Source organism: Tessaracoccus zhenghani (assembly GCF_055326325.1).
In genome coordinates this window covers 26,628-41,145 of the sequence record NZ_JBUZNQ010000010.1, presented here as the reverse complement: position 1 = coordinate 41,145, position 14,518 = coordinate 26,628, and the positions used below count along the sequence as shown (strand labels likewise).

The following is a 14,518-nucleotide window of genomic DNA, read 5'->3' as shown; positions in this document are numbered from 1 at the left end:
TCTGAGGTGGCGGACGGCCCCAAATCTAGATGTGGGGCCACCTAGATTTGAGGCTACCCCGGCCTCAGGAGCCAGGACCCAGGGGAAGGAGCGTCAGACGATGTCCTCGGCCTTCTCCCGCTCCGCGGATGCGGCCTCGTCGGTGCTCTGCTCTTCCGCAGCGAGCTCCGCCGCGATCCGCGCCCGGTAGTTCGCTTTCTCGGCCTCGGTCTTCTCGGCGTCCCAGCCCAGAGCTGCAGCCGCGACCTCGGCGACCTCGTCGACGGCCGCGCCACCGCGGTCACGCGCCTCGGAGTTGAGCCGCACCCGGGCGATGAAGATGTCCTCCAGGTGCAGGGCGCCCTCGACGGTGCAGGCGCGGTGCACCTCGGCGCGCAAGAACTGCGGTGCCGCCGCGAGGGGCTCACCCAAGGTGGGGTCGTCGTCGATGGTGGCCAGGAGTTCCGGCAGTTCAGAGCCGTAGCGCGACAAGAGGTGCTGCATCCGGTCCGCGGCGAACCCGTACTTGGCGCCCAGGCGACCCGCCTGGTTGCGCACGGCGTCGAGACCGTCGGCACCCAGCAGCGGCAGGTCGAACGTCACCGACCGACGTGTCTTGGCGTCGGACTCCCCCAGCGCGAAGTCCACGGCGTCCTCAGCCATCACGCGGTAGGTGGTCAACTTGCCGCCGGCGATGGCGACCATGCCCGGGATGACCTCGGTGACGGTGTGTTCGCGGGAGACCTTCGTCGACTTCGACTCGTCCAGCACCTTCGGCTGCAGCAACGGCCGGAGGCCGGCGTAGGTGCCGATGATGTCGTCGCGGGTCAGCGGGCGGGCCAACACCTCATTGGCGTGGGCCAGCACGTAGTCGATGTCGGCCGAGGTCGGCACCGGGTGCTTCAACTGCTCGTGCCAGGCGGTGTCGGTGGTGCCGATCACCCAGTAGTGCTGCCACGGGATGATGAACAGCACAGACTTCTCGGTGCGCAGGAACATGCCGGCCTTCGCCTTGATCCGCTCACGCGGGATCACGATGTGGATGCCCTTGGACGCCAGCACCTTCAGGCCGCCGGTGCCTCCGGCCATGTCCTGGGTCTCTTCGGTCCACACGCCGGTGGCGTTGATGATGCGCTTGGCCTTGATGGTCAGCTCGTCGCCGTTCTCCAGGTCCACCGCCTTCACACCGCTGGCGTGGCCGCGGTCATCCTTGAGGATGTCGGTGACCCGGACGCGGCTTGCAGCCTCGGCGCCGAACTTGGCGGCGGTACGGATCAGCGTGATGACCAGGCGCGCGTCGTCGACTCGAGCGTCATAGAACTCGATGGCGCCGGTGAGCGCCGACGGCTTGATGTCGGGGAAGTGGCGCATGGCGCCCTTCTTGGAGAGGTGCTTCTGCAGCGGCACGGTCTTCTTGAACCCGGCACCGATGACGGCCAGCGCGTCATACATCCCCACGCCGACGGCGGAGTAGGCCCGCTCGATCACCGGCGTCTTCAACGGCCACAGGAACGGCTGGGCCTCGACGAGGTGCGGAGCGATCACCGTCAACAGTCGGCCGCGCTCCTTCAGCGCCTCCGCCACCAGCTTGAAGTCCAGGTTGTAGAGGTAGCGCAGTCCGCCGTGCACCAACCGCGACGACCGCGATGACGTGCCCGAGGCCCAGTCCTGTCCCTCGATGACGGCGGTGCGCAGGCCTCGCGCGGCTGCGTCCAGCGCGATACCTGCACCCGTCACACCGCCGCCGATCACAAGGACGTCGAAGGTTTCTGACGACATGGCCGACAACGAGGCGGCACGCTGTTGGAGGGTCAAGACGGTCATGAGGGGCTCCTTTGCTCCTGCCCAGCTTCACCCCGCTGCACGATGTTTGCAACATCCGTGCACGTTTGTGCACGCAACGCCCTAGGATGAGGGAGGGGTTGCACCACTGACGTCGGCAAACCCCGCTGAGAAGGGGGAATGCATGGCGGAGGCAACAACCGAGACATTGCTCAAGGTGGCCCAGATGTACTACGTCCAATCAGAGACGATGGACGCCATCGCCCACCTGATGGGCGTGTCACGCTCCACCGTCTCACGGCTCCTGAAGGAGGCCCGCGACCGTGGCCTGGTCCGCATCTCCATCACGGATCCCAACCGCCCGCTGAGCCGGATCGCAGACCTGTTCCGCAAGCACTTCAACGTCGACGCCCACCTGGTGCAGGTCCGTCCCGGGGCGAGCAACATCTTCCGCCTCGACCAGGTCGCCCGGCTGGCCGCCAGCGTCGTCAGCGATGCGGTGACCAACGGCGACATCGTCGGCGTGGCCTGGGGCACCACCACCTCGGCCATCGCGGCCCACCTGAAGCCCCGCGAAGTGAGCGGCGTCACCGTGATCGGGCTCAACGGCGGCGCCAACTCTCAGACCACCGGGCTGCCTTACGTCGGCAACATCCTCCACCGCTTCGCCAACGCGTTCCGTGGGCAGGAGCAACTCATGGCCCTCCCAGCGTTCTTCGACGACCCGCGCACCCGTGAGGCGATGTGGCGGGAGCGCTCCACCCGCCACATCCTCGCCGTCCGCGCCGAGTGCAACGTCGCGCTTTTCGGCGTCGGCGGCCTCGACGCTGAACTGCAGAGCCACGTCTACGCCTCCAACTACCTCAGCCGGGAGGACCTCGACTCCCTAGTGCGCGACGGGGTGGTCGGCGACATCTGCACCGTCATGCTGCGTGAGGACGGGTCCTACCGTGACCTGGAGATCAACCGTCGCGCCACCGGCATGACCCCCGTTGAACTGCAGCGCATTCCCCGTCGGATCTGTGTCGTCAGTGGCCTGGCGAAGGCGGCCCCCGTGCTGGGAGCGTTGCGCGCCGGCGTGGCCACGGACCTGGTGATCGATGAGGACACCGCCCGGGCCGTACTGCACAGGATGAACCCCTCGCTCAGGCTGACATGAACAGGACATGAGCGGTTTGAAACCCTCCGCTTTTCTTCTGCATGCCACGACGGCGTTACCCTGTGCAGCATGTCCGATTTCATCCTCACCGACGTGACCGATGGCATCGCCCGCATCACCCTGAACCGTCCGAAGGCGATCAACGCCCTGACGGCCGACATGATGACGGCGATGTACGAGGCGCTCACGCAGTGGCACCACGACGACGACGTGACCGCCGTCGAGATCGCCGGGGCCGGCGAACGCGGCTTCTGCGCCGGCGCTGACGTGCGCGCACTGTCCACCGTCGTGGCCGAGGGCGGGTCCTTCCTGACCTTCCTCGAGACCGAGTACGCCCTCGATATGCTCATCGCGAACTACCCCAAGCCGGTGACCAGCTTCATGCGCGGCATCACCATGGGTGGCGGGCTCGGCCTCGGCGGTCACGCGGACCGTCGCATCGTCTACGCGGACACGGTCATGGCCATGCCGGAAACCAAGATCGGCTTCTTCCCCGACGTCGGCATGATGCTGCACCTGGCGCGCGCACGGGCGGTGGGTCGCCACGTGGCTCTCACGGCCGCCACGTTCACCGGTGGCGACGCGCTCCTGCTGAATCTGGCCGACGAATCGGCGGACGGCCCGCTGCCCGCCCCGTTGTTCGAGGCCGCGTGGATCCAGGAGTGCTACGAATCCGACGATCCGGTGGAGATCGCGCGCATGCTGGAGTCGCATCCGGACGAGGCCGCCCAGCAGGCCGCGCGCGAACTGCGCGCCCGCTCCCCCTTCGCCGTGCACGTGGCCATGCGGGCGCTGCTCCGCGCCGAGCGGCTCGGGCTCAGCGAGGTCCTCGACCAGGATCTCCGTCTGGCCGAGTCGGTGCTCACCGTCGACTTCGTCGAGGGTGTCCGCGCGCTACTGATCGACAAGGACAACAACCCGCAGTGGCGATGGAAGACTCTCGAAGAGGTTCCTCAAGAGGCGGTCGACGCCGTCTTCGCGTACCGCTCCAGCTGGAACTACTGACCCTCTGACAGAGAAACGGCCCGTCGCGTGACGGGCCGTTTCTCTCGCTTTTCGGTCAGGGGCGCGGCCTGCGGAGGGCCATGGCGACATTGACGAGCACGATGCCCGTCCACACGAGCAGCATGCCGAGGAAGCCCGACATGGATCCTGAGATTGCAGTCAGCGGAATGGCCATGACAAGCGACACGATGCCCACGGCGATCCGTCCGCTCTGACCTGCCCTGGCAGCTTCGGCCTCCTGCCGGCTGGCCACCATCTCCGCTTGGAAGCGCCGCTCCACGGTGGCCTCGATCTTGCGGGCCAGCGAATCCACGAGGGCCGGCTCGATGTCGGCCCCCATCTCCTTGCGGACCCCGAGCGCGGCGTGCAGGTCTTCGCGAGACAGTTCTTCAGACATGCTCCGACCCTAGTCCTGCGGCGACAGGCTGGGTATAGGGCGCAACCCTTACCGCGCCCTTATCCCAGGGGGCATCGCAACGCCCCTGAACGGAAGCGGCGATCTTGGCGGCAGCGCCTAGGATGGGGCCGATCCCTCCACCTCCAGGAAGTGTGCATGTCCGAGATCCACGACGTCATCATCATCGGTTCCGGCCCCGCTGGTTACACCGCCGCCATCTACGCGGCCCGCGCCAACCTCAAGCCGGTCATCTTCGAAGGCGCGCTGGATTCCGGCGGCGCACTGATGAACACCACCGAGGTGGAGAACTACCCGGGATTCGCGGAGGGCATCGACGGCCCGGACCTGATGATCGAGATGCGGAAGCAGGCCGAGCGCTTCGGCGCCCAGCTGATCACCGACGACGTGACCGCCGTCGACCTGACCGGTGAGGTCAAGATCGTCAAGGACTCCGACGACACCGAGTACCGGGCGAAGACCGTCATCCTGGCCATGGGGTCGGGCTACCGTCGTCTCGGGCTGCCGGACGAGGACCGCCTCTCCGGTCGGGGCGTGTCCTGGTGCGCCACCTGCGACGGCGCCTTCTTCCGCGACAAGCCCATCGCCGTCATCGGCGGCGGCGACTCCGCCATGGAGGAGGCCACCTTCCTGTCGCGCTTCGGCTCCAGCGTCGTCGTCGTCCACCGCCGCGACGAGCTGCGCGCCTCGAAGATCATGGCCGAACGCGCCATGCGCGACCCGAAGATCTCCTTCGCGTGGAACAGCCACATCAAGTCCATCAACGGCGACACCTCGGTGCAGTCGATCACCCTCACGGACAAGAACACCGGCGTGGACCGCGACCTCCAGGTCAACGGTGTCTTCATCGCCATCGGCCACGACCCGCGCTCCCAGCTGGTCAACGGCCAGGTGCACCTCGACGCCGAGGGCTACGTCCTCGTCGAGGGTCGTGGCACGGCCACCAACCTGCCCGGCGTCTTCGCGTGCGGAGACCTGGTGGACCACACGTACCGTCAGGCGATCACCGCCGCTGGCTCCGGATGCGCCGCCGCCCTCGACGCGGAGCGCTACCTCCAGGAACTCGCAGACGCTCAGGCGTAAGCTGCACTGCAGCCTGCTCTGTAGAATGACGGGGTTTTCGACTCCGCCGGCAGAGCAGGCGGCGCTCAACCAACGTGCAAGGAGAATTCCGTGGCAGTGACCGACGTGACGGAGAATACGTTCGCCGACGAGGTGCTGATGGCTGACAGCCTGGTGATCGTCGACTACTGGGCCGACTGGTGTGCGCCCTGCAAGCAGATGTCGCCCATCCTCGACGAGCTGGCCGCGCAGTACACCGACGTGAAGTTCGTGAAGGTCGACACCAACACGAACCCCAACCTCGCCGCGCAGCAGGGCGTGCTGTCCCTGCCCACGCTGCAGTTCTTCCAGAAGGGCCGCGTCGTCAACTCGCTCTCGGGCGCCAAGACGAAGAAGGCACTCACGAAGGCCATCGACGAGCTGCTCTGATGAGCTCCGGCGGCCACCCTGGACCCACCGAAAGCTGGACGGCGGTAACGCCTGAGCCTCCGGTGGGTTCGAGGCCGCCCATGCCCGCCTGGGTCAAGCCGGCGCTCGCCGGCGGGGTGGGTGTGCTTCTGCTCGCCGGTGGGCTGATCGGCGGCAGTCTCGCGGATCGCCCCGGGCAGACACCTTCCCCCTCAGCGAGCCCCTCGCCCGCGTTCCCCCTGGACACCCCACTGATGGTGGATGATCTGGTGCGCGGCGAGTCGAGCGAAAGCACCGGTCCCGGACCGGCCAACCAGCGCATCGTGCAGGCCGACTACACCGACGGTGAGAACACCGTCGTGTTCATCCTGTCGTGGCCGGAGCCGGATGTCGCGGAGTTCGTGGCCAACGCGGGCATCGAGATCGATGCTCAGACCCCATCCCCCACCGGAGGCTCTCGATACTGTGGGGTCTCCGAGGACACCGGCGAATCGGCGTGCGGTGAGGTGATCGACGAAGTGGGCGTGCTGCTCGTGTCAGTCACCGAACAGAGCGAAACCGCGGTCGCCGAAACCCTGGACCGCTTCAAGGAGGCGATCGGCCAGTGACCGACAACACCCGTCACGACACCCGGCTGGACCGGTTTGTCGACAACTACGCAGAGCGCACCAACGGCATGCGCGTCTCAGCCGTGCGCGCGCTGTTCGCCGTCGCCAACCGGCCGGAGATCGTCTCGCTCGCCGGTGGCATGCCCAACATCGCCGACCTCCCGCTGCTCGACATCGCGGATTCGATGGCGGAGATGGTGCGCACCCGCGGCATGCAGATCATGCAGTACGGCTCCGGCCAGGGTGAGCCGGAGTTCCGCGAGCAGATCCTGGACGTCATGGCACTCGAGGGCATCACGGCCCATCCGGACGACATCGCCATCACCGCGGGTTCGCAGCAGGGCCTTGACCTGGTCACCCGCATCTTCTGCAACCCCGGCGACGTTGTGCTGGCGGAGTCGCCATCGTACGTGGGTGCCCTGGGTACCTTCCTCAGCTACCAGGCCGAGGTGGTGCACGTCCCGTGTGACGACGAGGGGCTCAACCCGACGGCGCTGCGGGAGACCATCGCGCGCCTCACCGCCGAAGGCAAGCGCATCAAGTTCCTCTACACCATCCCCAACTTCAACAACCCCTCCGGCGTGACGCAGCCGCTGGCCCGCCGTCGCGAGATCCTCGAAGTCTGCCGCTCGGGTGGGGTGCTGGTGGTCGAGGACAACCCCTACGGGCTGCTGTCGCTGGACGCTGATCCCATCCCGGCCATGCGCTCCATCGACGAGGACGTCATCTACCTGGGTTCCTTCTCCAAGACCTTCGCCCCCGGCTTCCGGGTGGGGTGGGTGCTGGCCCCGCACGCGGTGCGGGAGAAGTTGGTGCTGGCCCAGGAGTCGGCGACGCTGTGCCCGCCCGTGTTCAGCCAGTTCGCCATCGGCAACTACCTGAAGAACCACGACTGGAAGCGCCAGGTGGTGGTGTTCCGCGACATGTACCGCGACCGTCGCGACGCCATGCTCAGCACGCTCCACGAGACGATGCCCACAGGCACTTCCTGGACCCAGCCCGCCGGTGGCTTCTTCGTGTGGGTGACCCTGCCCGAGGGCCTCGACTCGCAGGCCATGCTGCCCCGCGGTGTGAACGCACGGGTGGCGTTCGTCCCTGGCTCCGCCTTCTACGCCGACGGTCAGGGCGCGCGCAACGCCCGCCTCTCCTTCTGCTTCCCGCCGGCCGAGCGCATCCAACTGGGCGTCAAGCGATTCGCCGACGTCGTGCGGCGCGAACTCGAGGTGATGGCCACGTTCGGCGTGCACACCTCCCCCGTCGAACGACGCATGCCCGCCGGGCCGGCGCCAGACCTGAGCTGACAAGGAGTGATGTTGTGACCGTCATCGTGATTGCAGGGGGCCTCAGCCATGAGCGGGACGTGTCGCTGCGGTCCGGCCGACGCGTGGCGCAGGCTTTGCGCGACGCAGGCCGGGTCGTCGTGGAGACCGACGTCAACGCCGATCTGGTGGAACTCATGCGCCGCAACGAGGACGCCGTCGTGGTGCCCATGCTGCACGGGGGCCTGGGCGAGGACGGTGCGCTGCGCGAGGTGCTGGAGGTGCTGGGCGTACCGTTCGTCGGCCCCACTGGCGCCGCTTCCCGACTGACCTTCGACAAGTCTGTGGCCACCTCCGTCGTGAGGGCGGCCGGGCTCGCTGCCCCGCGCCAGATCGCGCTGCCCCACGACATCTTCCGCGAACTAGGCGCCCCGGTCCTCATGGCGGCCATCGGTCAGCAGCTCGGCTACCCGCTCATGGTGAAGCCCGCGCGGTCGGGCTCTGCGCTGGGAGTGACGAAGGTCGACGACGCGGCTGCGCTGCCGTCGGCTCTGGTGGCTGCCTACGCCTACGGGGCCGTTGCGGTCATCGAGCAGTACCTCAGCGGCACCGAGGTCGCCGTGACCGTCCTGGACGAGGGCAACGGCCCCGTCGCCCTCCCCCCGGTGGAGATCCGGCCAGAGTCCGGCGTCTATGACTACGAGTCCCGCTATACCGCCGGCGCCACCCGCTTCGTGACCCCGGCCCAGCTCGACGACGACGTGCTCACCGCTGCGCAGGAGCTGGCAGTCGCCGTCCACCGGGCGCTCGGGCTGCGTCACCTGTCGCGCGTCGACATGATGGTCACCGCTGAGGGGCCCGTGTTCTTCGAGGGCAACGTGGCACCCGGTATGACCGAGACGTCGCTGGCGCCGCTGGCGTTCGAGGCAGCAGGCCGTGAACTGGGAGAAGTCTTCGCCTCGCTGGTGGATCAGGCGACGCTGCGGTGAGCACCCGCCTGAAGCAGGCCCTCGCCATCGTGGCAGGCATCGTCGTGGCGCTCGTCATGATGTGGCTGGGGGTCTGGCAGATGGCGTCCTACCAGGAATCCACCCGCGACGTCTCGGCCGAGCGAGCCGCGGAGCCCCCCACACCGTTGTCCGAGGCGGTTGCCCCCGACGGTGTGGTGCAGGACATCTACGGCAAGCGGGTCACGTTCACGGGGGTCTACCTGCCGGAGTACGAGGCGACCGTCGGCACCGGGTCGCCCTGGCGGGTCCTGACGCTCATGGAGACGGCCGACAGCAGGTACATCGCCGTCGTTCGGGGCTCGGTGGACGCCGCCGACGCCAGCGAGGGTATTCCGGCACCTCCTGAGGGCACGCAGAGCGTCGAGGGCATCTTCCTCGCCCCGGATTTTCCCGAGGCCGGCGGTAGCGTACAGGCGGACTATCCTTCGGTCCGCATCCAGGAGCTCGCCCAGGAGTGGCCGTCGCCGTTGATCGCCGGCTACGTCACCCTGCCGGAGGCCGAGTCCGAGGCCCAGGGGCTCGAGGAGGCCCGTTTGGTGCTCCCCACGGCCGACGGCTCCCCCACGCACCGCGGCTACGCGTTGCAGTGGTGGGTGTTCGCCGCGGGGGCCATCGTCTTCGGGCTCTACTCGGCCCGCCAGCTCGGCAAAGCCAGCTGAACCCAGGCGGCCCGAGCTATCAGGGCCGCTCAGAGGCGCGCAGGGTCGCCCTCACGTTCTTCGTGGCGAAGTGCTCCGCCACGAAGCTCAGGAAGGGCACGGTGCCCGCCGCCATGATGGCGAGGAACCACTTGATCGACCACTTCACCCTGCGCCCCAGGTCGTACGCGGTGATGAGGAGCACGGCGTACAGCCAGCCGTGCGGGATGCCCGTCCAGCGGACCACCCTGTCGTCGTCCCAGATGTACTTCAGCGGCATCCCCACGCACACCAGGACGACGAGCAGGATTCCCACCACCCAGGCCATGACCCGATAGCGGGTCAGCGCGCTCTTCACTCCCTGCACGTCTTCGGCGTCGAGGACGAACCCCCGGGAGTTGTTGGACGCGCTCTCCTCATTGACCGTCATACGGGTTTCCATCCTTATCGTTTTGTCGATATACCGCTATAACACTTTCGCGCTTTATATCTTGCGTCCGTCCATGATCGCCATGATTCGGTCGAGATCCTCCCCCGAGGCGAACTCGATGGTGATGCGGCCCTTGTTCCGCCCGATGTTGACCTTCACCCGCGTGTCGAAGTGGTCGCTGAGATGGCCCGAGATCACGCGCTCGCGTTCGCTCGGCAGTTGCGGCCCGCGAGGGGTCGACTGCCGCGGGGTGGCCTTGTTGCGCCCTAGTGCCACGATCTCCTCTGTGGACCGTACTGACAACCCCTCGGCGATGATCCGATCCGCGAGGCGCTCCTGCGCCTCCGCGTCAACCAGGCCGAGCAGCGCCCGAGCGTGGCCTGCGGAGATGGTCCCCGCCGCCACCTTCAGCTGCACTCGTTCCGGCAGGCCCAGCAGGCGAAGCGTGTTGGAGATCTGCGGCCGGCTACGGTGGATGCGCTGCGAAAGCTCTTCCTGGGTGCAGTCGAAGTCGTCGAGGAGCTGCCCGTAGGCGCGCGCCTCCTCGATCGGATTCAGATTGGCGCGGTGGAGGTTCTCCAGCAGCGCGTCTCGCAGGAGCGCCTCGTCGTCAGTGCCGCGGATGATGGCTGGGATGGTCTTGCGCTTGGCCAGCTTGCTCGCGCGGAGGCGCCGCTCCCCCATGATCAACTCGAAGCCGTCCCCGACTCGACGCACGACGACCGGCTGAAGCACACCGAACTCGCGGATGGATGCAGCCAGTTCCGCCAGGTCGTCCTCGTCGAACACTGTGCGGGGCTGCTGGGGGTTCGGCCCGATCTTCTGAAGCGGGATCTCCTCGTAGACGGAACCGTCCTTGAGTTGCTCCGGTGCAGATTCACCATCCGTGCGGGCGAACAGGTCCCCGAGGCCCCTACCGAGCCCCGTGTTCTTAACTGCCATCAGGCGTCAGCCCTTTCTGCGCGGTTGGCGATTTCTTCGGCCGCTTCCTGGTAGGCGAGGGCGCCCACGTTCTTCGGCTGGTACGTCATGACTGTCTGACCGAAACTCGGCGCCTCCGCGATCTTCACCGAACGCGGAATCTCCACCTCGAGCGTCTCGTTGGGGAAGTGGCGCCGCACCTCCTCCGCGACGTCGCGCGAGAGGTTGGTGCGCGGGTCGTACATGGTCAACAGGATTGTGCTGAGCTGCAGGTCGTCGTTCAGGTTTCCCTTGACGCGATTGATGGTGTGCATCAGGTGCGAGACGCCCTCGAGCGCGTAGTACTCCGTCTGGATGGGCACCAGGATCTCGGTGGCGGCCACGAGCGCGTTCAACGTGAGGAGGCCCAGCGACGGGGGGCAGTCAAAGAAGATGTAGTCGACCCCGGATTCGTCGATGTAGGTACGGATCGCGTCACGCATCCGCATCTCGCGGCCGCGTTCGTTCACCAGCTCCAGCTCGGCCATGGCCAGATCGATGGCGGCCGGCAGAACGTGCAGGTTGGGGGAGTGCGGGGACGGCTGAGCGTGCTCGATGATGCCGATCTGCTCGGTCAACACCTCGTAGGTGCCCTTCGTGCCGGACTTGTGATCCACGCCCAGCGCGGTTGACGCGTTGCCCTGGGGGTCGATGTCGATGACCAGGACGTTGAGGCCGCCGAGGGCGAGCGCCATTGCGACGTTGACCGTCGTGGTGGTCTTGCCCACCCCGCCCTTCTGGTTCGCCACGACGAACACGCGGGGCTCAGCGGGGCGGGGGAGTGTGGGCGTCGGCGCCGCGTACTCGACCATCTCATCCCCGTACTCTTCCTCCAGGGTGGCCGTCGCGGCGTTGCTCAGCGCTCGGCGGGGTTGTGGGGGTGTTTCACGTGAAACATTGCTGTGGTCCTTCCACAACTCGTTCTCGTCCGTCACCTGCTTGCGCTTGCGGAAGAACAACGCCATTGAGTGGCCTCCTTGGGGATTCGTGAGAACTCTACCCAAGCGGCTGGTCGAACACGATTCGGGGAGGCCGTTTCACGTGAAACATTCAGTTTCGATGCCTGCATCCCTCCGTGAGCTGGCTCCCGCCGGCGGGAGTGGGCGAGAGGGCCCAGGCATCAGGCGCCTGCGCGCGTCACGCGGATGGCGCGCGTCCCCTCCACACCGGGAGCCGCCTGCAACTCCAGAACGTCCGCCCTCAGCCGGTTGTTCTTCAGCAGGTTCGCGGCATTGCGGATCTCCTCTTCAGCCGAGGCGCCCTTGAGCGCGAGCAACATGCCGTCAGGGGAGAACAGGGGTGTGGTCCAGCGCAGAAGCTTTTCCAAGGGAGCGACGGCCCGACACGTGACCACGTCGAAGCGCGCCTTGACCTCCTCAGCCCGGCCGCGACGCACCTCCACCCGATCACCGAGCCCCAGCTCTTGGACCGCGAGCTCCAGGAATTCACACCGCCGCTGGAGTGACTCGATCAGCGTGATGCGGAGGTCCGGACGGACGATGGCGAGCGGAATCCCAGGCAGCCCGGCTCCGCTCCCGATATCAGCGACATCCAGCCCGTGCGGGATGGCGTCCACGATCGCGAGCGAGTTGGCGACGTGTCGCTGCCACAGTTTGTCGCCCTCGCGCGGGCCCATGAGTCCCCACTCCATGCCGCGCGACGCCAATATATCGACATATTGCCTTAACTGTTTCTCGCTTTGCGGGTAAGTCCCGAACAAGCGCACAGCGATCGTCTGCTCGAGTTCCGAGGGGTCGTGTTCCATGGGCTCCATATGCCTAACAATGCCAAAAACGAATCGACGGCGGACCCGGCACTCAGCCGAGCCCGCCGTCGAACCAGGACGGGAAGGTCTGGTCAGACCTTCTGGACCACGACGCGACGGTTGGGGGCTTCGCCCTCAGACTCGCTCACGAGGCCGGCGGCTGCCACCTCGTCGTGGACGATCTTGCGCTCGTACGCGTTCATGGGCGCGAGACGCGCGGACTCGCCGGTCTCCTGCACCGCAGCGATCGCGTCCTTCGCCAGCACGATGAGTTCGGCGCGGCGGCGGGCGCGGAACCCGGCCACATCGACCATCAGGCGGGACCGGTTGCCGGTTTCGGTCATGACCACCAGGCGCGCCAACTCCTGGAGGGCTTCGAGGACCTCGCCGTCCTTGCCCACGAGTTGCTCGGAATCGGTGTCGATGGCCACGTAGGCGCGGCCCTCCTGCACCGAGTTCTCGATGTCGCCATCCAGGTCTGCGATGTCGAGGAGCTCTTCGAGGTAGTCGGCGACCAGGTCGCCCTCGGCCATCAGATCGGTGTCTTTGTCGGACATTGCGTCCATCCTTATCTCTCAGGTCGGAGGCCCCGCGTCGGCCGTGGCGTACACAGCCTCGGGCAACGGGGGTCCGGAGGGTCTACTTCTTCTTGCGGTTGGAGCGGGCCTGCTGCCGCGGCTGCTGCCGCTGCACGACCCGGCGTCCGTCATCGGAGGTGCGCACCGTCTGACGCGTGACCTGCTGGCGCGACACCTTCGGCGCGTCCTCGGCCACCGAGCCGTCGGCGGAGGCGTCATCAGCCGGCCTGCCAACCACGCGGGACGTCGAGACAGGCTTGGTCTTGCGCCGCTTGTCAGCACGCTGACGCACAACCTCGTCGGGATCAAGGCCCTTGGCCTTCATGCGGTCTTCCCAGTCGATGTAGGCCGGGGTGTTGGGCGCAGGGTTGTTACGGATGAGGATGGCCTGCTGGACCATCGTCCAGAGGTTGGACGTCAGCCAGTAGACGAGCACGCCGATGGGGATGAACGTTGCCGACATGGCGTACACGACGGGGAAGAAGTACAGCATCATCTTCTGCATCTGCGCGGCCTGGCCGGTCTGCGACTCCGGCGGCATGTTCTTGCGCATCAGCTGGAGCTGCGTGACGAAGAAGACCGCCACCATGGCCACCACGAGGAAGATGCCGATGACCTGCGTGGCGCCGAAGCTCTCGATGGGGAAGATGCGCTCGGCCAGACCGGCACCCCAGATGGTCGACTGCTGCAGCGAATCCACCAGATCCGGCCGGCTGGTGAACCAGTAGCCACGCGGGGTGTCGTCGGCCACACCCTGCAGCACGCGGAACAGCGCCAGGAAGATCGGCATCTGCAGCAGGAGTGGGAGGCAGGACGCCATGGGATTGACGCCCTCCTCCTTGTAGAGCTTCATCGTCTCCTGGCCGAGTCGCTCACGATCGTGCCCGAACTTCTTCTGCAGTTCGGCCACCTTGGGCTGCATCAGCTGCATGTTGCGGGCAGAGTTGATCTGCTTGACGAACAGCGGGATGAGAAGCGTGCGGATCAGCACGGTGAGCATCACGATGGCAAGGGTCCACGTGACGCCGGAGTTGGCACCGAACACGGGGCTCAGCACCTGGTGGAAGAACACCACGATGCCGGACACCGCCCAGTACAGCGGCTGCATCATCGCCGAGAGCAGACCGTAGAAACTGTCCCAGATGTTCAGCGAGACGAACAGATCGAGCATTAAGCCACCTCAGCTAGATGTGACGCCTGATCAGGCGTCGTGCTACGCGAATTCTCTTGTTCCCAGGCAGCAGCCTGCGGCGTGCCGGGAACGTAGTCGACCCCGCCCTGCGACCACGGGTGGCAGCGGGCGATCCGACCGATGGTCAGCACGGAACCCTTGAGGGCGCCGTGGGTCTCCAACGCGGTCAGCCCGTAGGCCGAACACGTGGGATGAAACTTGCAGACATCTCCGTACATGGGGGAGATGAACCGGCGCCAGCCCTTGACGAACCAGATGAGCGGGTACT

16 protein-coding genes and 1 pseudogene are annotated in these 14,518 nt (G+C 66.8%); 8 read left to right on the top strand and 9 right to left on the bottom strand.

Annotated elements, in window-relative coordinates:
* Positions 1 to 93: 93 nt before the first annotated feature.
* Complete coding sequence (locus ACZK4S_RS14325) at positions 94 to 1,803, bottom strand: glycerol-3-phosphate dehydrogenase/oxidase (RefSeq protein WP_463644743.1); 1,710 nt, start codon at positions 1,801 to 1,803, stop codon at positions 94 to 96.
* Between the two features lie 142 nt (positions 1,804 to 1,945).
* Between ACZK4S_RS14325 and ACZK4S_RS14320 the strand changes: the two genes are divergently transcribed.
* Positions 1,946 to 2,920 carry a sugar-binding transcriptional regulator gene (locus ACZK4S_RS14320; protein ID WP_076061677.1) on the top strand — a complete coding sequence of 325 codons (975 nt, stop codon included), beginning with the start codon at positions 1,946 to 1,948 and terminating at the stop codon, positions 2,918 to 2,920.
* A gap of 69 nt (positions 2,921 to 2,989) precedes the next feature.
* Positions 2,990 to 3,925, top strand: coding sequence for an enoyl-CoA hydratase/isomerase family protein (locus tag ACZK4S_RS14315; protein ID WP_463644742.1), 936 nt, complete (start codon positions 2,990 to 2,992; stop codon positions 3,923 to 3,925).
* 55 nt (positions 3,926 to 3,980) lie between these two features.
* On the opposite strand, the gene ACZK4S_RS14310 is transcribed toward ACZK4S_RS14315, so the two are convergent.
* On the bottom strand, positions 3,981 to 4,322 hold the full coding sequence (locus tag ACZK4S_RS14310) for a hypothetical protein (protein ID WP_076061672.1): 342 nt from the start codon (positions 4,320 to 4,322) through the stop codon (positions 3,981 to 3,983).
* A gap of 156 nt (positions 4,323 to 4,478) precedes the next feature.
* On the opposite strand from ACZK4S_RS14310, the gene trxB reads away from it, so the two are divergent.
* The 6 genes from trxB (at position 4,479) to ACZK4S_RS14280 (ending at position 9,346) form a co-directional block, all read left to right on the top strand.
* Positions 4,479 to 5,423, top strand: coding sequence for a thioredoxin-disulfide reductase (gene trxB, locus ACZK4S_RS14305; protein WP_182763107.1), 945 nt, complete (start codon positions 4,479 to 4,481; stop codon positions 5,421 to 5,423).
* A gap of 90 nt (positions 5,424 to 5,513) precedes the next feature.
* A complete protein-coding gene (trxA, locus tag ACZK4S_RS14300; protein WP_076061668.1) occupies positions 5,514 to 5,831 on the top strand; it encodes a thioredoxin in 318 nt (105 codons plus the stop codon).
* Positions 5,832 to 5,911: 80 nt separating this feature from the next.
* Complete coding sequence (locus ACZK4S_RS14295; RefSeq protein ID WP_076061666.1) at positions 5,912 to 6,418, top strand: hypothetical protein; 507 nt, start codon at positions 5,912 to 5,914, stop codon at positions 6,416 to 6,418.
* Entirely contained in the window at positions 6,415 to 7,719 is a 1,305-nt protein-coding gene (locus ACZK4S_RS14290; RefSeq protein ID WP_463644741.1) for an aminotransferase-like domain-containing protein, read from the top strand. The genes ACZK4S_RS14295 and ACZK4S_RS14290 overlap by 4 nt, the downstream gene beginning before the upstream one ends.
* Before the next feature lie 14 nt (positions 7,720 to 7,733).
* A complete protein-coding gene (locus tag ACZK4S_RS14285) occupies positions 7,734 to 8,666 on the top strand; it encodes a D-alanine--D-alanine ligase family protein (protein WP_459396555.1) in 933 nt (310 codons plus the stop codon).
* A complete protein-coding gene (locus ACZK4S_RS14280; RefSeq protein ID WP_463644740.1) occupies positions 8,663 to 9,346 on the top strand; it encodes an SURF1 family protein in 684 nt (227 codons plus the stop codon). Before ACZK4S_RS14285 ends, ACZK4S_RS14280 begins: the two co-directional genes overlap by 4 nt.
* A gap of 19 nt (positions 9,347 to 9,365) precedes the next feature.
* Here the strand turns inward: ACZK4S_RS14280 and ACZK4S_RS14275 are convergent, their stop codons facing one another.
* From ACZK4S_RS14275 to yidD, 7 genes and pseudogenes are all read right to left on the bottom strand, one after another.
* Positions 9,366 to 9,755 (bottom strand): DUF3817 domain-containing protein, encoded by a 390-nt coding sequence (locus tag ACZK4S_RS14275; RefSeq protein ID WP_463644739.1) that lies wholly within the window; start codon positions 9,753 to 9,755, stop codon positions 9,366 to 9,368.
* 54 nt (positions 9,756 to 9,809) lie between these two features.
* On the bottom strand, positions 9,810 to 10,697 hold the full coding sequence (locus ACZK4S_RS14270; protein WP_463644738.1) for a ParB/RepB/Spo0J family partition protein: 888 nt from the start codon (positions 10,695 to 10,697) through the stop codon (positions 9,810 to 9,812).
* Complete coding sequence (locus tag ACZK4S_RS14265) at positions 10,697 to 11,680, bottom strand: ParA family protein (protein WP_459396559.1); 984 nt, start codon at positions 11,678 to 11,680, stop codon at positions 10,697 to 10,699. Before ACZK4S_RS14265 ends, ACZK4S_RS14270 begins: the two co-directional genes overlap by 1 nt.
* A 155-nt stretch (positions 11,681 to 11,835) precedes the next feature.
* The gene (gene rsmG, locus ACZK4S_RS14260; protein ID WP_076061816.1) at positions 11,836 to 12,480 is read right to left on the bottom strand and encodes a 16S rRNA (guanine(527)-N(7))-methyltransferase RsmG; all 645 of its coding nucleotides are present in this window, start codon (positions 12,478 to 12,480) and stop codon (positions 11,836 to 11,838) included.
* A 92-nt stretch (positions 12,481 to 12,572) separates the two neighbouring features.
* Complete coding sequence (locus ACZK4S_RS14255) at positions 12,573 to 13,046, bottom strand: Jag family protein (protein WP_463644737.1); 474 nt, start codon at positions 13,044 to 13,046, stop codon at positions 12,573 to 12,575.
* 73 nt (positions 13,047 to 13,119) lie between these two features.
* Positions 13,120 to 14,229, bottom strand: a complete 1,110-nt coding sequence (yidC, locus tag ACZK4S_RS14250; RefSeq protein ID WP_463644736.1) for a membrane protein insertase YidC — start codon at positions 14,227 to 14,229, stop codon at positions 13,120 to 13,122.
* 41 nt (positions 14,230 to 14,270) lie between these two features.
* Positions 14,271 to 14,513 (bottom strand): annotated as a pseudogene (gene yidD, locus ACZK4S_RS14245) (membrane protein insertion efficiency factor YidD); the annotation flags it as partial.
* Positions 14,514 to 14,518: the final 5 nt, after the last annotated feature.

Bases quoted from the DNA above. Each gene is read 5' to 3' on its own strand.
- ACZK4S_RS14325 (WP_463644743.1), bottom strand. From the start codon at position 1,803: ATGACCGTCTTGACCCTCCAACAGCGTGCCGCCTCGTTGTCGGCCATG.
- ACZK4S_RS14320 (WP_076061677.1), top strand. From the start codon at position 1,946: ATGGCGGAGGCAACAACCGAGACATTGCTCAAGGTGGCCCAGATGTAC.
- ACZK4S_RS14315 (WP_463644742.1), top strand. From the start codon at position 2,990: ATGTCCGATTTCATCCTCACCGACGTGACCGATGGCATCGCCCGCATC.
- ACZK4S_RS14310 (WP_076061672.1), bottom strand. From the start codon at position 4,322: ATGTCTGAAGAACTGTCTCGCGAAGACCTGCACGCCGCGCTCGGGGTC.
- trxB (WP_182763107.1), top strand. From the start codon at position 4,479: ATGTCCGAGATCCACGACGTCATCATCATCGGTTCCGGCCCCGCTGGT.
- ACZK4S_RS14295 (WP_076061666.1), top strand. From the start codon at position 5,912: ATGCCCGCCTGGGTCAAGCCGGCGCTCGCCGGCGGGGTGGGTGTGCTT.
- ACZK4S_RS14275 (WP_463644739.1), bottom strand. From the start codon at position 9,755: ATGACGGTCAATGAGGAGAGCGCGTCCAACAACTCCCGGGGGTTCGTC.
- ACZK4S_RS14270 (WP_463644738.1), bottom strand. From the start codon at position 10,697: ATGGCAGTTAAGAACACGGGGCTCGGTAGGGGCCTCGGGGACCTGTTC.
- ACZK4S_RS14265 (WP_459396559.1), bottom strand. From the start codon at position 11,680: ATGGCGTTGTTCTTCCGCAAGCGCAAGCAGGTGACGGACGAGAACGAG.
- rsmG (WP_076061816.1), bottom strand. From the start codon at position 12,480: ATGGAACACGACCCCTCGGAACTCGAGCAGACGATCGCTGTGCGCTTG.
- ACZK4S_RS14255 (WP_463644737.1), bottom strand. From the start codon at position 13,046: ATGGACGCAATGTCCGACAAAGACACCGATCTGATGGCCGAGGGCGAC.
- yidC (WP_463644736.1), bottom strand. From the start codon at position 14,229: ATGCTCGATCTGTTCGTCTCGCTGAACATCTGGGACAGTTTCTACGGT.